Origin of the sequence: Parapedobacter luteus (genome assembly GCF_900168055.1) — a bacterium.
Lineage (GTDB): Bacteria > Bacteroidota > Bacteroidia > Sphingobacteriales > Sphingobacteriaceae > Parapedobacter > Parapedobacter luteus.
The window spans coordinates 34,127-48,928 of record NZ_FUYS01000001.1 but is presented as its reverse complement, the minus strand read 5'-3'; the positions used below and the strand labels follow the sequence as shown (position 1 = coordinate 48,928).

The following is a 14,802-nucleotide window of genomic DNA, read 5'->3' as shown; positions in this document are numbered from 1 at the left end:
GGGTCTTTGCTCCCTTCAAGGGGAATTATGCAACAGGTCGCTAACTATTTATTTATTCTTCGTCAAGCTTGTATTTCGACAAATTCATTCCAAATGACAAGCCTTTAGATTTTACTAATTCCTGAATCTCGCTCAACGATTTTTTACCGAAGTTCCTAAACTTAAGCATATCCGCAACATCGTATGTTACCAACTCGGCAAGTGTGCGGATGTCGGCCGCTTTTAAGCAGTTGAGTGCACGCACAGACAAGTCGAGATCCACCAGCTCTGTTTTCAGAATCTTGCGCATGTGCAGGATCTCTTCGTCTACCACCTTCGTTTCCTCCTTAGCCTGCGACTCAAGCAGCATATTTTCATCTGAGAACAACATAAAGTGCTGAATGAGAATTTTGGCAGCCTCCTTTAATGCATCTTCCGGATGAATGGAACCGTCTGTCGATATATCCAACAACAATTTCTCGTAGTCTGTCTTTTGCTCGACCCGGTAGTTTTCGATGGTATATTTTACATTCTTTATCGGCGTGAAAATAGAATCCACAGCAATAAGGCCAACTGGACCGTCAACTACTTTATTTTCTTCAGCATTGACATATCCCCGCCCTTTTGCTACATTGAGTTCTAATTCGAGGGTTACAGAGCTTTCCATATTGCAGATTACCAAATCCGGATTCAATACGGTAAAGTTGTTGGAAAAATTCGTGATATCTCCGGCTGTTAATTGATCTTGCCCATTAACAACCATAAAGATTTTTTCAGAGTCACCCATCTCCCCAGTTTTCTTGAAACGGACCTGCTTAAGGTTCAAAATGATCTCGGTAACGTCTTCCACGACACCCTTTATGGTAGAAAACTCGTGCGATACACCTGAGAAACGAACCGACGTAATTGCATATCCTTCAAGTGAGGACAATAGAATACGGCGTAAAGCATTACCGATGGTCACACCGAAACCCGGCTCTAATGGACGAAATTCAAACGTGCCATCGAAATCCGTTGATTTCTGCATGATAACTTTATCAGGTCTTTGAAATGCTAAGATTGCCATTTACTTATTCTTAATGTTTGTTTACAAAAATTGCTAAACCGCAGGATAGCATAACCCAAAAAGGCTATGCTATCCTCACGTGTTACTTATTTGGAGTACAACTCGACAATTAAGTTTTCCTTGATATTCTCAGGAATCTCAGCGCGTTCCGGATAATTTAGGAATTTGCCGGTCAACTCATTAGCGTCCCACTCCAACCAGCTAAATTTATTTAGCTTACGGCCGGCGACAGCGTTTGCTATCGCTTCAAGGGATTTCGAGCGCTCACGTACCGCAATGACATCTCCTGGGCGAAGGCTGTATGACGGAATATTGACCACCTCGCCGTTTACCGTAATATGCTTGTGGCTCACCAGTTGGCGAGCAGCCGAACGCGTTGCGGCTATACCCAACCGGTACACCGTATTATCCAAACGAGCTTCAAGAAGCTTTAAGAATACTTCACCGGTGATGCCATGTTTAGAAGATGCCTTGGCGAATAAGTTGGCAAACTGACGCTCCAATATACCGTAGGTATATTTCGCTTTTTGCTTCTCAAGCAATTGCACCGCATATTCGGATTGCTTTCCTCTCCGCTTTGAAACCCCGTGCTGGCCGGGAGGGTAGTTTTTACGTTCTAATGCTTTGTCAGGCCCGAAAATAGGTTCTCTAAATTTCCGGGCAATTTTGGACTTTGGTCCTGTATATCTCGCCATATAGTTGTTGGTTTTAAAGTATCATTCAGCCTGTAGCTGAAGAATCTTAGCTTTAAAAAAATTATACTCGTCTACGTTTCGGGGGGCGGCATCCGTTGTGGGGCAGCGGCGTGATGTCTTTGATAGACGTCACCTCAATACCCGAGTTTTGCAACGTCCGAATGGCCGACTCGCGTCCTGCACCCGGCCCTTTCACAAAAACTTCTACCTTACGCAACCCTAAATCGTGCGCTACCTTGCCGCAATCAGAAGCTGCCTGAGAAGCTGCATAAGGGGTGTTTTTCTTAGAACCCTTAAAGCCCATTTTGCCTGCGCTCGACCACGATATGGTCTGCCCTTGGTTGTTAGTAAGCGTAACGATAATATTATTAAAAGTAGCGTTGATATGCGCCTGACCAACCGGCTCAATGACAACAATACGCTTCTTGCTTACCTTTTTAGTCTTAGCCATTGTCTCTTCTCAATTATTATTTAGTAGCTTTTTTCTTATTTGCGACAGTCTTACGCTTCCCTTTGCGGGTACGTGAGTTGTTCTTTGTACGTTGGCCACGAACCGGCAGGTGCTTACGGTGACGAAGGCCACGGTAACAACCGATATCCATCAGGCGTTTAATGTTCAGCTGCACTTCCGAGCGAAGAGCACCTTCCACCTTGATCTCATCGTTGATAACGGTGCGGATAGCCGTCAACTGATCGTCATCCCAATCCTGCACCTTGACATCGAAATCGATGCCTGCCTTTGTCAAAATACGCTGCGCCGTCGAACGGCCAATCCCGTAAATGTATGTGAGGCCTATTTCTCCTCTTTTGTTTTTAGGTAAATCTATACCTGCGATCCGTGCCATATTTTATTTAGTGATTTACGATTTTAGATTTTAGATTTTAGATTGGTGACCTACTACCTATCTTTGTTGGCAATCGTAAATCCAAAATCTAAAACCTAAGATTTCCTATCCCTGACGTTGTTTAAACTTGGGGTTCTTTTTATTAATTACAAATACCTTTCCTTTGCGACGGATAATCTTGCAATCCGCACTACGCTTTTTAATGGATGCTCTGACTTTCATGATCTTATGTTACTGATTAAGCGGCGTCCCTTCCGCTTTTTATTTATATCGATACGTAATTCTTCCTTTGGTCAAATCGTAGGGAGACATTTCCAACTTCACGCGATCCCCCGGCAATATCTTAATGTAATGCATCCGCATTTTTCCCGAGATATGGGCAATAATTTCGTGCCCATTTTCCAACTCCACGCGAAACATGGCGTTTGATAGCGCTTCTTTAATGACTCCGTCTTGCTCGATTGAGGCTTGTTTAGCCATATAGTCTTGATTATTATCCAATTATACCCCTGCACAAACAGGGATGCAAAGATAAGCAAAAAAAACTGAATGTCAACCCTTTTTATTCAAAACTTCTTCAATATAAGCAAAAGTGGTTAGGACATCGGGTACCCCCTTACGTATAGCCACCATATGCTCATAATGTGCCGACGGCTTGCCATCGGCTGTACTCACCGTCCATCCATCATCCCAAAACTTTACCCCAGCCTTACCCATATTGATCATGGGCTCAATACAGATCACAAGCCCCTCTTCAAGTTTTGTCCCTGTGCCGCGTTTGCCATAGTTGGGAATCTCTGGCTTTTCATGAAGCTTGTATCCGACCCCATGGCCAACAAGCTCGCGAACAATACCATAGCCGTATTGACTAACATGCTCCTGCACGGTATAAGCCACGTCTCCGACCCGCTTGCCGGCTACAGCTTGTTTGATGGCTAGATTTAGCGACTCCAATGTCACACGAAGAAGCCGATCTACCTCCGGCGCCACTTCGCCTACCGCGAACGTGTATGCTGAATCACTGATAAAGTTGTTTAATTCGACACCACCATCTACCGAAACGATATCGCCTTCCCGAAGTTCGTAATCGCTCGGGATGCCATGGACAACCTGGTCATTGACCGAGATACATAATGAGTTGGGAAATCCATTATAGTTTAGAAAAGCCGGGCGCCCGCCATGATCATGGATATAATCATAAGCCAATTTATCCAAAGCCAATGTCGTAATCCCTGGCCTAATTTCCCTGGCGATTTCACCAAGCAACTGCGAAAGCACAGTAGCTGACTTTCGCAGTTGCTCAACATCTTCGGCCGACTTATAATATACTTTAGACATGCTAAAGACTATATTACCGATTGGGTGGGTCCCGATGCCACAGGAGTGCGTCCTTTTATGCGGCCGGTCTTCATCAATCCGTCATAATGACGCATCAACAGATGACTTTCGATTTGTTGCAGCGTATCAAGGACAACCCCCACCAAAATGAGCAGGGATGTACCACCGTAAAAATGGGCGAATTGATTATTCACGCCAAAAAGACTTGCTATTGCTGGTAAGATGGCGATGATAGCCAAAAAAATCGCACCAGGTAACGTGATTTTAGATATCACGCTATCAATGTAGAAGTTGGTCGCTTGCCCTGGCTTTACACCCGGGATAAAACCGCCATTCTTCTTCATGTCTTCCGACATCTGCTGCGGATTGACCATGATTGCCGTGTAGAAAAACGTAAATGCAATAATCAAGACAGCAAACGTTACATTATACGCTACCGAAGTATAATTGCTGAGCGACGTCAGGAAAGAAGATTGCAGGTCCGGAAAAAACTGGCTAAGGCTCATGGGTACAAACATGATGGCCTGCGCAAAAATAATCGGCATTACGCCGGCTGCATTCACTTTCAACGGTATATACTGCCTGACACCACCGTACTGCTTATTACCAACAATTTTCTTGGCATACTGTACGGGTATCTTGCGTACGCCCTGCACAATGAGGATAGTAAAAATCACAACGAAAAACAAGGCTACAAACTCCAGTAACAATGGAATCGGGCCTCCGCCACCAGTACTCATCCGGGAAAACCACTCGGCGGTAATACCGCTTGGCAATTGGGCAATGATGCCCGTCATGATGATCAATGAAATACCATTGCCGATACCTTTGTCGGTAATCCGCTCGCCCAACCACATAACGAACAACGTACCTGCCGTCAGTACAAAAGCCGATAGGATAGTAAACATCGGATCAGCTATCATCTTAGCACCACCGTCAATCTGGGTACGTACATAAGCAATAGACTGTACCAACGTAATAGCCAACGTAAGGTAGCGGGTGATCTGATTCATCTTCTTCCGCCCACTCTCACCCTCCTTTTGCATTTTTTGAAAATAGGGTACAGCTATCCCGAGTAATTGAACCACGATGGACGCCGAAATGTAGGGCATTACCCCCAATGCAAATATTGCTGATCGGGAAAATGAACCACCAGCAAACATGTCGAGCAAACCGAGCAACCCTTCTTTTGCTTCGTGCTGAAGTGCAGCGGGGTTGACGCCAGGCAACACGATGTGGCATCCAACACGATAGATCAAGAGAAACAAAATCGTATTCAAGATACGCGTCCTCAGATCATCGATCTTCCAAATATTGGTCAAGGTTGTGATTAACTTCTTCATGTATTAAAGTTTTACAATCGAGCCCCCTGCAGCTTCAATCGCTTGTTGTGCTGTGGCTGAAAATGCATGCGCCTTTACTTCTATCTTAGACGTCAATTCTCCCCTACCCAGAATTTTCACCAAATCATTCTTGGAAACCAATCCATGCGATTTAAGTGTTTCAAAGTCTATGGTAGCCAAGTTAAATTTCTCGACCAATCCCTGCAACACGTCTAAGTTAATCCCAACATACGCTACCCGATTAGGGTTTTTAAAACCAAATTTAGGTACCCGGCGCTGTAATGGCATTTGACCGCCTTCGAAACCGATTTTCGTGCTATGTCCAGCACGGGATTGCGCTCCTTTATGGCCACGTGTAGACGTACCGCCACGACCAGAACCTGTACCACGGCCTATACGCTTCCTGCTTTTGATTGATCCTTCTGCGGGTTTTAGATTACTTAAATTCATCTTTCTGATATTATGTTATACCTTCGCTTTCACTATACAGGTATAACGATTAAACGTAATTATACTTCCTCTATTGCGATAAGGTGATTCACCTTCCGCACCATACCGATGATAGCGGGCGTAGCCTCTACTTCGACAGAATGGTTGATTTTGCGTAGCCCCAACGCCTTCATGGTCTGCTTTTGGCGCTCGCTTCTATCAATGATACTCTTAATCTGGGTAATTCTGATCTTTGCCATGACAGTTATCCGTTAAATACTTTATTCAAATCAACGCCGCGTTGTTGAGCCACCGTATAAGCGTCACGCATCTTCAACAGTGCATCGATAGTTGCTTTTACCACGTTATGCGGGTTGGACGAACCCAGCGATTTGGCCAATACGTCGGTTACGCCGGCACTTTCCAAAACAGCACGCATAGCGCCACCGGCCAATACGCCCGTACCATGTACGGCAGGCTTAATCAAGACATTGCCACCGGAAAACTTTCCGTATTGTTCGTGAGGCACGGTACCTTTGATAATAGGCACCTTGATTAAGTTCTTCTTGGCATCATCGATCCCTTTGGTAATGGCTTCTGTAACCTCCTTGGCTTTCCCAAGGCCATAGCCGACTACACCGTTTTCATCACCTACAACGACAATCGCTGAAAAGCTAAACGTACGGCCGCCTTTCGTTACTTTCGCCACCCGTTGGATACTGACCAAGCGATCCTTCAATTCGATTTCGCTCGATTTAACTCGTTTTATATTGCTTAATGACATGTTCTCGATTGATTAAAAATCCAAACCTGCTTCACGGGCACCCTCGGCAAGCGACTTCACCCGGCCATGGTACAGATATCCGTTACGGTCAAAAACTACTTTATTAATTCCGGCGGCCAATGCCTTCTCAGCGATCAGCTTTCCAACAGCCTTGGATTGCTCCACTTTGTTGCCTGATGCCGAAAAATCCTTAGCCAAGGATGACGCGGAAACCAATGTTACTCCAGCTTGGTCGTCAATCACTTGTGCATAAATGCCTTTATTACTCCTATATACAGACAAGCGTGGGCGCTCAGGTGATCCGGATAAGTGCTTTCTAATCCCCTTTTTGATACGATCCCTACGCGATACTTTTTTTTCTGCCATGATTGTTACTATTTTTTAGCTGCAGATTTTCCTGCTTTTCTCCGCAACTGCTCGCCAACAAACTTAATACCTTTTCCTTTATATGGTTCCGGTGCACGCAATGAGCGGATTTTCGCGGCTACCTGTCCCAACAATTGTTTGTCTATAGACTCCAATGTAATGGTCGGGTTTTTCCCCTTCTCAGCTGTTGTCGTCACCTTTACCTCCTTGGGGAGAATCAGTACAACTTGGTGAGAAAATCCGAGCGTAAGATCAAGGGTCGATCCTTGCGCATTGGCCCGATAACCAACCCCTACCAGTTCCTGTGTAGTCTTATATCCATCGGTAACGCCAACAACCATGTTATTCAACAGGGAACGATACAGGCCGTGAAGGGCTTTATGCCTTTTCTGATCCGTAGGGCGCTTTACCAACAATTGACCGTCCTCCTGCGTTACGGTAATATCCTTATCCACCTGCTGGCTCAATTCACCCTTCGGCCCTTTTACCGTTACCAAGTTTTTATCTGATACAGTAATCGTCACCCCAGCGGGAATGGCGATAGGTGCTTTTCCAATTCTTGACATCTTGTGTGTTCCTCCTGATTAATATACGTAACATAAAACCTCGCCGCCGACATTCTGAAGACGGGCTTCCTTGTCGGTCATTACGCCTTTGGACGTAGAAAGAATGGCGATTCCCAATCCATTCAACACACGTGGCATGGTATCCACTCCTGCATATTTTCTCAGGCCGGGTTTGCTCACACGTTTCAAGGTGCGGATAGCCGGAACTTTACTCACCGGGTGATACTTCAATGCGATTTTGATAGTACCCTGTACGGTGTCTTCATCGAATTTGTAATTCGCGATGTAACCTTTATCGAAGAGCACTTTCGTAATCTCCTTCTTAAGGTTCGATGCAGGAATTTCAACAACCCTGTGGTTGGCCTTAATGGCATTCCTTACTCGGGTAAGGTAATCCGCTATTGGATCTGTATTCATTTATTGTATTATTGTGACAACGGTTTCCTTCGGCCACCATGGCTTCCGGACCTATTATCGGTTAAAAATTCTAATTTGCACTTCTCGGTTCGCCGTATCGACTATCCGTTACCGACCATTGACCATCAATTACCAGGAAGCCTTCTTCACTCCTGGAATCTTCCCTGCCACCGCCATTTCACGGAAAGTCACCCGTGAAATGCCGAACTGGCGCATATAGCCTCTTGGACGCCCCGTCAATTTGCAGCGGTTGTGCAAACGGACAGGTGACGCGTTCTTTGGCAACTTATCAAGCGCAGCATAATCACCTGCAGCCTTTAATGCTGCACGCTTTTCCGCATACTTTGCTACCAATTTAGCGCGTTTTATCTCGCGTGCTTTAATTCCCTCTTTAGCCATTAGTTACTGTATTTTGATTTTTGAATGGTAATCCAAACTGCTTCAACAACTCCAGTGCTTCCACATCGGTCTTTGCACTGGTTACAAAGGTAATATCCATTCCCTGAATTTTATTGATCTTATCGATATCAATCTCTGGGAAAATAATCTGCTCGGTAATACCCAACGTATAGTTACCCCGGCCGTCAAAGCCCTTATCGTTGATGCCCCTGAAATCACGAATACGCGGAAGCGCTACAGCGATCAACCGATCCAGGAACTCATACATCTTGCTGTCGCGAAGCGTCACCCGTACGCCTATCGGCATTCCTTTGCGGAGCTTAAAATTTGAAACGTCTTTTTTCGAGCGCGTTGCAACAGCCTTCTGACCCGTAATGATGGTCATTTCATTGATTGCGTTATCAATCAACTTTTTATCGGCAGTTGCTGCACCGATGCCTTGGCTCACAGCGATTTTCTCGAGTTTCGGCACCTGCATGACGCTTTTATATTGAAATTTTTCTTTCAGCGTGGTACGGATTTCATCCTTGTACTTCGCTTTTAATCTTGGTACATATGCCATTAGTCAATCACCTCCCCTGATTTTTTCGCTATGCGAACGATTTTCTTCTTACCATTTACTTCAGTCACTTTACGCCCAATACGAGTTGGTTTACCACTTTTGGGGTCGATATAAGCGAGATTGGAAATGTGGATAGGCGCTTCCTTCTCGATAATGCCTCCGTTAGGGTTAGCAGCGCTGGGTTTGGCGTGTTTCTTTACCATATTCACTCCTTCAACGATAGCTCTGTTCTCGGCTATCAGTACTTCCAACACCTTCCCTTGGGATCCTTTGGAATTGCCAGAGATGACTTTCACCAAATCCCCAGTACGGATTTTAATCTTATGTGTCGATGTCTTTGTCTGTCCCATGATTATAATACCTCCGGTGCTAATGATACAATTTTCATGAACTGCTTTTCACGCAATTCCCGAGCTACCGGGCCGAAGATACGTGTTCCGCGGGGTTCATCCTGATTATTCAACAATACGGCAGCATTGTCGTCAAAACGGATATAAGACCCATCCTTACGGCGGACTTCTTTTTTCGTCCTTACGACTACTGCTTTGGAAACCGTTCCTTTCTTCACGTTTCCAGAGGGCAAAGCACTTTTTACGGTAACAACGATCTTGTCGCCAATTGATGCATAACGCTTGCCGGTACCGCCCAACACACGGATGACTAATACTTCCTTAGCCCCGCTGTTGTCGGCCACATTAAGTCTTGATTCCTGTTGTACCATGTTACTTAGCCCTTTCTAAAATTTCTACTAAACGCCAATTTTTGGTCTTGCTCAGCGGACGCGTTTCCATAATCAACACCGTGTCGCCGATACCGCAGGTATTGTTTTCGTCGTGAGCTTTAAATTTGGTAGTCTTTTTTACGAACTTGCCATAGATAGGGTGCTTCACTTTACGCTCCACAGCCACCACGATGGATTTGTCCATTTTGTTACTCACTACCAAGCCGATCCTTGTTTTTCTTAAATTTCTTTCCATTTCGACTTTGATTTTTATGCCTCAGCGGCTGTTTCATTAGCTTCGCTGGCCGCTTTCTCGGCCTTCTTGCGTTTCGTCAACTCGGTCATCAAGCGCGCGATAGTCTTACGCGTATACTTGATCCGGTTGGGATTTTCTATCGCCGAAACAGCATGTGCAAACTTCAATTTGGTGAGGGCAGCCTTCTCTTCAGCGATTTTGGCCACTAAGTCCTCTGTTGACAATTCTACGATCTCTGAATTTTTCATTTCTATCTATTATTTTACTGGATGCCTCCATCAGCGTACTTCCACGGTTGGACCCCATGGCGGCTTGCCGGTAACGGCGGCAAAACCAATGGCAGACAGCGCCAGTGTGCGTTTATGTTTATACGTAGTCCCTACGTATCACAAACTTCGTTTGTACGGGCAGTTTCTGTGCAGCAAGGCGCAATGCCTCTTTGGCTACTTCCAAAGGCACACCCTCTGCTTCAAACAGCATACGTCCGGGACGCACTACCGCTACCCAATATTCCGGAGCACCTTTACCTTTACCCATCCGCACCTCGGCCGGCTTCTTGGTTACAGGCTTGTCCGGGAACACGCGGATCCACACTTGGCCTTCACGTTTCATGTAACGGGTTACCGCAATACGCGCCGCTTCAATCTGGCGACTGGTAATCCACGCGGGCTCCATTGATTTGATACCGAAAGAGCCGAAAGCCAACTCCGACCCGCGGGTTGCGTTGCCTTTCATGCGGCCTTTCTGCATCTTCCTGAACTTTGTTCTTTTTGGCTGTAACATGTTCGTATCTTAATTAACACTGCGCTTGGCAGTTGCTATCTAAAAATCTAAAAAACTAACTTAACCTCTCCTTTGACCGCCCCGGTTTCCTCCGCTACGTTGTTGGCCAGGTGCCCCGCCACGACGTTGATCACCGCGACGTTGTTCACCACCACCACGGCGCTGATCACCTCCGCGACGCTCACCGCCACCACGGCGGTTATCACCGCGGAATTCACCCGCTCCGCCATCTGCGCGTTGTTTTACGCCTGATGTCTGCCCTACGTTAGGCGATAAATCCCGCTTGCCATAAACCTCACCTTTACATATCCACACCTTCACGCCGATTTTCCCGTAAGTGGTCAATGCTTCCACCAATGCATAATCGATATCTGCGCGGAATGTATGCAAGGGAATACGTCCTTCCTTATATTGTTCGGTCCGGGCCATTTCAGCCCCTCCTAAACGTCCGGAACACATGATTTTTATGCCCTCAGCGCCCATGCGCATTGTAGATGCAATGGCAGTTTTCATCGCGCGGCGGAAAGAAATACGCGCTTCAAGTTGTTTAGCGACCCCTTCGGCCACCAACTGAGCTTCCAATTCCGGACGTTTAATCTCAAAAATATTGATTTGAACATCCTTCTTCGTCAGCTTCTTCAGCTCTTCCTTGATCTTATCAACCTCCTGCCCACCTTTGCCAATCACGATCCCTGGACGAGCCGTATGGATAGTCACTGTAATGCGTTTCAATGTACGCTCGATAACTATCTTGGCTACCCCGCCCTTGGCGATACGAACCGACAGGTATTTCCTGATCTTCTCGTCTTCAACTAATTTATCGGAATAGTTCTTGCCCCCGAACCAATTGGAATCCCAGCCTTTGATGATTCCTAATCTGTTACCTATTGGATTTGCTTTTTGTCCCATTACTTGATAAATTAGTTTTGTGCTACGTTATTCTTGCTGTCTATCACCAAGGTAACGTGGTTCGAACGTTTACGAATGCGGTATCCCCGGCCTTGCGGTGCTGGACGCAGCCTTTTCAATTGCCGCCCACCATCTACGAAAGCTTCTTTTACATATAAGCCGCTTTCTTCCACAGACTTATCTTCATTCTTTGCTTCCCAGTTTTTAATGGCTGAGAGCAGCAGCTTTTCCACACGGATAGCCGCTTCTTTGTTGGTATGCTTCAAAATGTATAAAGCATGTTCCACCTTTTCGCCACGGATAAGATCAACGACCAAGCGCATTTTGCGCGGCGAGGTAGGGCAGTTTACTAATTTGGCAGTAGAAGCTCCTCCTACCTGAGCCTTTTCCTGCTCTTTGCGCTGTTTAATGATAACAGACTTTTTTAGTTTTCGTGTTGCTTCCATTGCCTAATTATTTTTTCTTTTCTGCGTGGCCCCTGAACGTACGCGTAGGCGCAAATTCACCAAGCTTATGACCTACCATATTTTCCGTTACGTACACGGGAATGAATTTATTGCCGTTGTGCACTGCGAAGGTATGGCCAACAAAATCAGGTGATATCATCGATCTACGAGACCAAGTCTTGATTACTGATTTCTTATTTGTTTCGTTCATAGAAAGAACTTTTCTTTCTAAGTTGTGGTCGATATAAGGACCTTTTTTAATTGAGCGAGCCATTATTTCTTCCTTCTCTCAATGATGTAACGATTCGATGTTTTCTTCTTGCTACGCGTTTTATATCCCTTAGCCAATAAGCCTTTGCGTGAGCGCGGATGCCCACCGGACGCACGGCCCTCGCCACCGCCCATCGGGTGATCGACTGGGTTCATCGCCACGCCACGAACCCTTGGGCGACGGCCCAGCCAGCGTTTCCGGCCTGCTTTACCCAATACCTCGTTGGCCTTTTCGGCGTTAGATACCGAACCGATAGTAGCCAAGCAAGTAGCTAATATCATGCGGCTTTCGCCTGAGGGCAGTTTAATAATGGCGTACTTGCCATCGCGGGCAGAAAGCTGGGCATAGGTGCCAGCACTGCGGGCTATGGTGCCGCCCTGTCCTGGGTTCAATTCAATATTATGAATGATAGAACCCAAGGGAATGTTTTGCAATGGCAAGGTGTTGCCGATTTCGGGAGCAACTGCATCGCCTGACACAAGCATCTGCCCCACTTTCAATCCTTCCGGCGCAATAATATAGCGCTTCTCACCATCGACGTAGTGCAACAACGCAATACGTGCGGAACGGTTTGGATCATATTCTATCGTGGCAACTTTTGCGGGGATATCTTTCTTATCGCGTTTAAAATCTATCAATCGGTATGCTTTTTTATGTCCCCCACCGATGTAACGCATAGTCATTTTACCGGAATTATTCCTACCCCCCGACTTCTTGATTTTTACGACCAATGACTTCTCAGGTACATTGGTGGTGATATCTGAATAGTCTCCTCCTACACGGAAGCGAGTACCAGGGGTAACCGGTTTGAATCTTTTAACTGCCATTTTTAATTATATCGTACTGTAAAAGTCAATCGTTTCGCCATCTTTAATGGTGATGATGGCTTTCTTGTATTTCGGGGTCCTTCCGGATACAAACCCAGCCTTTGTGTAGCGGTTTTTTGCTTTACCAGCCACAACTATCGTATTCACCGCGACTACCGTCACGCCGAACATCTGCTCTACTGCTTGTTTGATTTGTATCTTATTTGCCCTATGGTCCACTTTGAAAGCATAGCGATTCAGCTTTTCTGTGAGCAATGATGCTTTCTCGGTCAATACGGGTTTCTTGATAATTTCCATATTACTTGGCAAATGCCTCCTCCAAGGTTTTAACAGAAGCCGTGGTCAACAAAAGCTTGCCAGCATTCAGCACATCGTAAGTGTTCAGCTCATGAGCAGTGATTACTTTTGCTTTTTTCAGATTTCTGCTTGATAAATAAACGTTGTTATCTTGCGCGGGTAAAACCAACAAAGTTTTTTCGTTAGCGATATTCAAGCTGTTTACCAAGTTTATATAGTTTTTGGTCTTGATGGAATCGAAATTCACCTCATCCAATACTACGACGTTATTCTCCTTGGCTTTGTAGCTCAACGCGGATTTACGCGCCAATGCCTTCAGCTTTTTATTAAGTTTAAAGCTATAGTCGCGGGGCTGTGGGCCGAAGATACGACCACCGCCGTTAAACAACGGGGATTTGATGCTACCTGCACGGGCTCCTCCCGTACCTTTTTGTTTGTGTAGCTTGCGCGTAGAACCTGCGATTTCATTCCGTTGCTTGGACTTGTGCGTACCTTGACGCTGGTTAGCGAGGTATTGCTTTACATCCAAGTAAATCGCATGGTCGTTGGGTTCCACCCCAAACACCGATTCAGGAAGTTGCACCTTGGCACCTGTTTCTTTACCTGATATATTTAAAACGTTAACTTCCATCTCCTTATTTATCTACGATTACGTAAGAACCTTTTGCCCCAGGGATCGAACCACTGACTACGATAAGGTTTTGTTCTTCATAAACCTTCAATACCTGCAGGTTTTGAACCTTCACGCGGTCACCTCCTGTACGGCCAGCCATACGCATGCCCTTGAATACCCGCGACGGCCATGATGAAGCACCTAATGAACCGGGAGCACGCAAGCGGTTGTGCTGACCGTGGGTAGCCCCACCGACGCCACCAAAACCGTGACGTTTCATGACGCCCTGAAAACCTTTTCCTTTGGAGGTACCGACTACATCTACGTATTCGCCTTCTTCAAAAATGGAAACGGTAACCACGTCACCCAACGTCTTTTCATCGGGGAAGGTTTTAAATTCTACCAATTTACGCTTAGGCGTAGTCTTCGCTTTAGCGAAGTGCCCTTTCAAAGCGGCTGTTGTGTTCTTCTCCTTTGCTTCATCGAAAGCAAGTTGAATAGCGGAATAGCCATCTTTTTCTTCCGTGCGTATCTGCGTTACCACGCACGGGCCAGCTTCGATCACCGTACAGGGAATATTCTTCCCGTCAGCGTCATAAATGCTGGTCATTCCTACTTTTTTTCCAATAATTCCTGACATGTTTCTATTAATCTATTAACGTCCATCGAAGCAGTAGGGCTTCGCTCAAGACATACCATCCCCTCAAAAGGGACGGCAAAGATAGGAAACTTACTTTAAGTATCAAATAGTTAGTGAATTATTTTTTTATTTTTCCAGCAAGGTGCCGCTGGCCCCGTGTTCGGCCTCCCCATAGCCCGCTTCTCTGGCCGCCATCCGTGCTTACCTGCTACCGCTCCGGCTATGCCCCTGTCTCCGCTTCAGCAGAAAA

28 protein-coding genes are annotated in these 14,802 nt (G+C 46.0%); all 28 read right to left on the bottom strand.

The features are described 5' to 3' along the window. Nucleotides 1-52 precede the first annotated feature (52 nt). The 28 genes from B5X72_RS00285 to rplC all read right to left on the bottom strand — a co-directional run bounded on the left by B5X72_RS00285 (nt 53) and on the right by rplC (nt 14,552). Nucleotides 53-1,045, bottom strand: coding sequence for a DNA-directed RNA polymerase subunit alpha (locus tag B5X72_RS00285; RefSeq protein ID WP_079714808.1), 993 nt, complete (start codon nt 1,043-1,045; stop codon nt 53-55). An 86-nt stretch (nt 1,046-1,131) separates the two neighbouring features. After that, complete coding sequence (gene rpsD / locus B5X72_RS00280; RefSeq protein WP_079714807.1) at nt 1,132-1,740, bottom strand: 30S ribosomal protein S4; 609 nt, start codon at nt 1,738-1,740, stop codon at nt 1,132-1,134. Nucleotides 1,741-1,801: 61 nt separating this feature from the next. Continuing rightward, the gene (gene rpsK / locus B5X72_RS00275) at nt 1,802-2,191 is read right to left on the bottom strand and encodes a 30S ribosomal protein S11 (protein WP_079714806.1); all 390 of its coding nucleotides are present in this window, start codon (nt 2,189-2,191) and stop codon (nt 1,802-1,804) included. Between the two features lie 16 nt (nt 2,192-2,207). Next, nucleotides 2,208-2,585 carry a 30S ribosomal protein S13 gene (gene rpsM / locus B5X72_RS00270; RefSeq protein WP_079714805.1) on the bottom strand — a complete coding sequence of 126 codons (378 nt, stop codon included), beginning with the start codon at nt 2,583-2,585 and terminating at the stop codon, nt 2,208-2,210. A 105-nt stretch (nt 2,586-2,690) separates the two neighbouring features. Beyond that, nucleotides 2,691-2,807, bottom strand: coding sequence for a type B 50S ribosomal protein L36 (gene ykgO, locus B5X72_RS00265; protein ID WP_013665024.1), 117 nt, complete (start codon nt 2,805-2,807; stop codon nt 2,691-2,693). Nucleotides 2,808-2,846: 39 nt separating this feature from the next. Then, the gene (gene infA / locus B5X72_RS00260; protein ID WP_013665023.1) at nt 2,847-3,065 is read right to left on the bottom strand and encodes a translation initiation factor IF-1; all 219 of its coding nucleotides are present in this window, start codon (nt 3,063-3,065) and stop codon (nt 2,847-2,849) included. 72 nt (nt 3,066-3,137) lie between these two features. Beyond that, complete coding sequence (gene map / locus B5X72_RS00255; RefSeq protein WP_079714804.1) at nt 3,138-3,923, bottom strand: type I methionyl aminopeptidase; 786 nt, start codon at nt 3,921-3,923, stop codon at nt 3,138-3,140. A gap of 8 nt (nt 3,924-3,931) precedes the next feature. Beyond that, complete coding sequence (secY, locus tag B5X72_RS00250; RefSeq protein WP_079714803.1) at nt 3,932-5,266, bottom strand: preprotein translocase subunit SecY; 1,335 nt, start codon at nt 5,264-5,266, stop codon at nt 3,932-3,934. 3 nt (nt 5,267-5,269) lie between these two features. Beyond that, nucleotides 5,270-5,716, bottom strand: coding sequence for a 50S ribosomal protein L15 (rplO, locus tag B5X72_RS00245; protein WP_079714802.1), 447 nt, complete (start codon nt 5,714-5,716; stop codon nt 5,270-5,272). A 59-nt stretch (nt 5,717-5,775) separates the two neighbouring features. Beyond that, a complete protein-coding gene (rpmD, locus tag B5X72_RS00240; RefSeq protein WP_079714801.1) occupies nt 5,776-5,955 on the bottom strand; it encodes a 50S ribosomal protein L30 in 180 nt (59 codons plus the stop codon). Nucleotides 5,956-5,960: 5 nt separating this feature from the next. Further along, entirely contained in the window at nt 5,961-6,479 is a 519-nt protein-coding gene (gene rpsE / locus B5X72_RS00235) for a 30S ribosomal protein S5 (RefSeq protein ID WP_079714800.1), read from the bottom strand. A gap of 12 nt (nt 6,480-6,491) precedes the next feature. Beyond that, on the bottom strand, nt 6,492-6,845 hold the full coding sequence (gene rplR / locus B5X72_RS00230) for a 50S ribosomal protein L18 (RefSeq protein ID WP_079714799.1): 354 nt from the start codon (nt 6,843-6,845) through the stop codon (nt 6,492-6,494). An 8-nt stretch (nt 6,846-6,853) separates the two neighbouring features. Beyond that, entirely contained in the window at nt 6,854-7,411 is a 558-nt protein-coding gene (gene rplF / locus B5X72_RS00225) for a 50S ribosomal protein L6 (protein ID WP_079714798.1), read from the bottom strand. Nucleotides 7,412-7,429: 18 nt separating this feature from the next. Beyond that, nucleotides 7,430-7,828: a 30S ribosomal protein S8 gene (gene rpsH, locus B5X72_RS00220; protein WP_079714797.1), complete on the bottom strand. Its 399-nt coding sequence runs from the start codon at nt 7,826-7,828 to the stop codon at nt 7,430-7,432. Nucleotides 7,829-7,957: 129 nt separating this feature from the next. Continuing rightward, nucleotides 7,958-8,227: a 30S ribosomal protein S14 gene (gene rpsN / locus B5X72_RS00215; RefSeq protein ID WP_079714796.1), complete on the bottom strand. Its 270-nt coding sequence runs from the start codon at nt 8,225-8,227 to the stop codon at nt 7,958-7,960. Beyond that, complete coding sequence (gene rplE, locus B5X72_RS00210; protein ID WP_079714795.1) at nt 8,220-8,789, bottom strand: 50S ribosomal protein L5; 570 nt, start codon at nt 8,787-8,789, stop codon at nt 8,220-8,222. The genes rpsN and rplE overlap by 8 nt, the downstream gene beginning before the upstream one ends. Further along, on the bottom strand, nt 8,789-9,139 hold the full coding sequence (gene rplX / locus B5X72_RS00205) for a 50S ribosomal protein L24 (protein ID WP_079714794.1): 351 nt from the start codon (nt 9,137-9,139) through the stop codon (nt 8,789-8,791). Before rplX ends, rplE begins: the two co-directional genes overlap by 1 nt. A 2-nt stretch (nt 9,140-9,141) precedes the next feature. Then, nucleotides 9,142-9,510 (bottom strand): 50S ribosomal protein L14, encoded by a 369-nt coding sequence (gene rplN, locus B5X72_RS00200; protein ID WP_079714793.1) that lies wholly within the window; start codon nt 9,508-9,510, stop codon nt 9,142-9,144. A gap of 1 nt (nt 9,511) precedes the next feature. Then, complete coding sequence (gene rpsQ / locus B5X72_RS00195; RefSeq protein WP_079714792.1) at nt 9,512-9,766, bottom strand: 30S ribosomal protein S17; 255 nt, start codon at nt 9,764-9,766, stop codon at nt 9,512-9,514. Between the two features lie 14 nt (nt 9,767-9,780). Further along, nucleotides 9,781-10,014: a 50S ribosomal protein L29 gene (rpmC, locus tag B5X72_RS00190; protein WP_079714791.1), complete on the bottom strand. Its 234-nt coding sequence runs from the start codon at nt 10,012-10,014 to the stop codon at nt 9,781-9,783. A gap of 118 nt (nt 10,015-10,132) precedes the next feature. Further along, entirely contained in the window at nt 10,133-10,549 is a 417-nt protein-coding gene (gene rplP, locus B5X72_RS00185; protein ID WP_079714790.1) for a 50S ribosomal protein L16, read from the bottom strand. Nucleotides 10,550-10,609: 60 nt separating this feature from the next. Continuing rightward, the gene (gene rpsC, locus B5X72_RS00180; RefSeq protein WP_079714789.1) at nt 10,610-11,458 is read right to left on the bottom strand and encodes a 30S ribosomal protein S3; all 849 of its coding nucleotides are present in this window, start codon (nt 11,456-11,458) and stop codon (nt 10,610-10,612) included. Nucleotides 11,459-11,469: 11 nt separating this feature from the next. Beyond that, nucleotides 11,470-11,904, bottom strand: a complete 435-nt coding sequence (gene rplV / locus B5X72_RS00175) for a 50S ribosomal protein L22 (RefSeq protein ID WP_079714788.1) — start codon at nt 11,902-11,904, stop codon at nt 11,470-11,472. Nucleotides 11,905-11,911: 7 nt separating this feature from the next. After that, nucleotides 11,912-12,178, bottom strand: coding sequence for a 30S ribosomal protein S19 (gene rpsS / locus B5X72_RS00170; protein ID WP_002997495.1), 267 nt, complete (start codon nt 12,176-12,178; stop codon nt 11,912-11,914). Continuing rightward, on the bottom strand, nt 12,178-13,002 hold the full coding sequence (gene rplB / locus B5X72_RS00165) for a 50S ribosomal protein L2 (protein WP_079714787.1): 825 nt from the start codon (nt 13,000-13,002) through the stop codon (nt 12,178-12,180). The genes rpsS and rplB overlap by 1 nt, the downstream gene beginning before the upstream one ends. A gap of 6 nt (nt 13,003-13,008) precedes the next feature. Beyond that, nucleotides 13,009-13,299: a 50S ribosomal protein L23 gene (rplW, locus tag B5X72_RS00160; protein ID WP_079714786.1), complete on the bottom strand. Its 291-nt coding sequence runs from the start codon at nt 13,297-13,299 to the stop codon at nt 13,009-13,011. 1 nt (nt 13,300) lies between these two features. Beyond that, on the bottom strand, nt 13,301-13,930 hold the full coding sequence (rplD, locus tag B5X72_RS00155) for a 50S ribosomal protein L4 (RefSeq protein ID WP_079714785.1): 630 nt from the start codon (nt 13,928-13,930) through the stop codon (nt 13,301-13,303). A gap of 4 nt (nt 13,931-13,934) precedes the next feature. Then, nucleotides 13,935-14,552: a 50S ribosomal protein L3 gene (gene rplC, locus B5X72_RS00150; RefSeq protein WP_079714784.1), complete on the bottom strand. Its 618-nt coding sequence runs from the start codon at nt 14,550-14,552 to the stop codon at nt 13,935-13,937. Nucleotides 14,553-14,802: the final 250 nt, after the last annotated feature.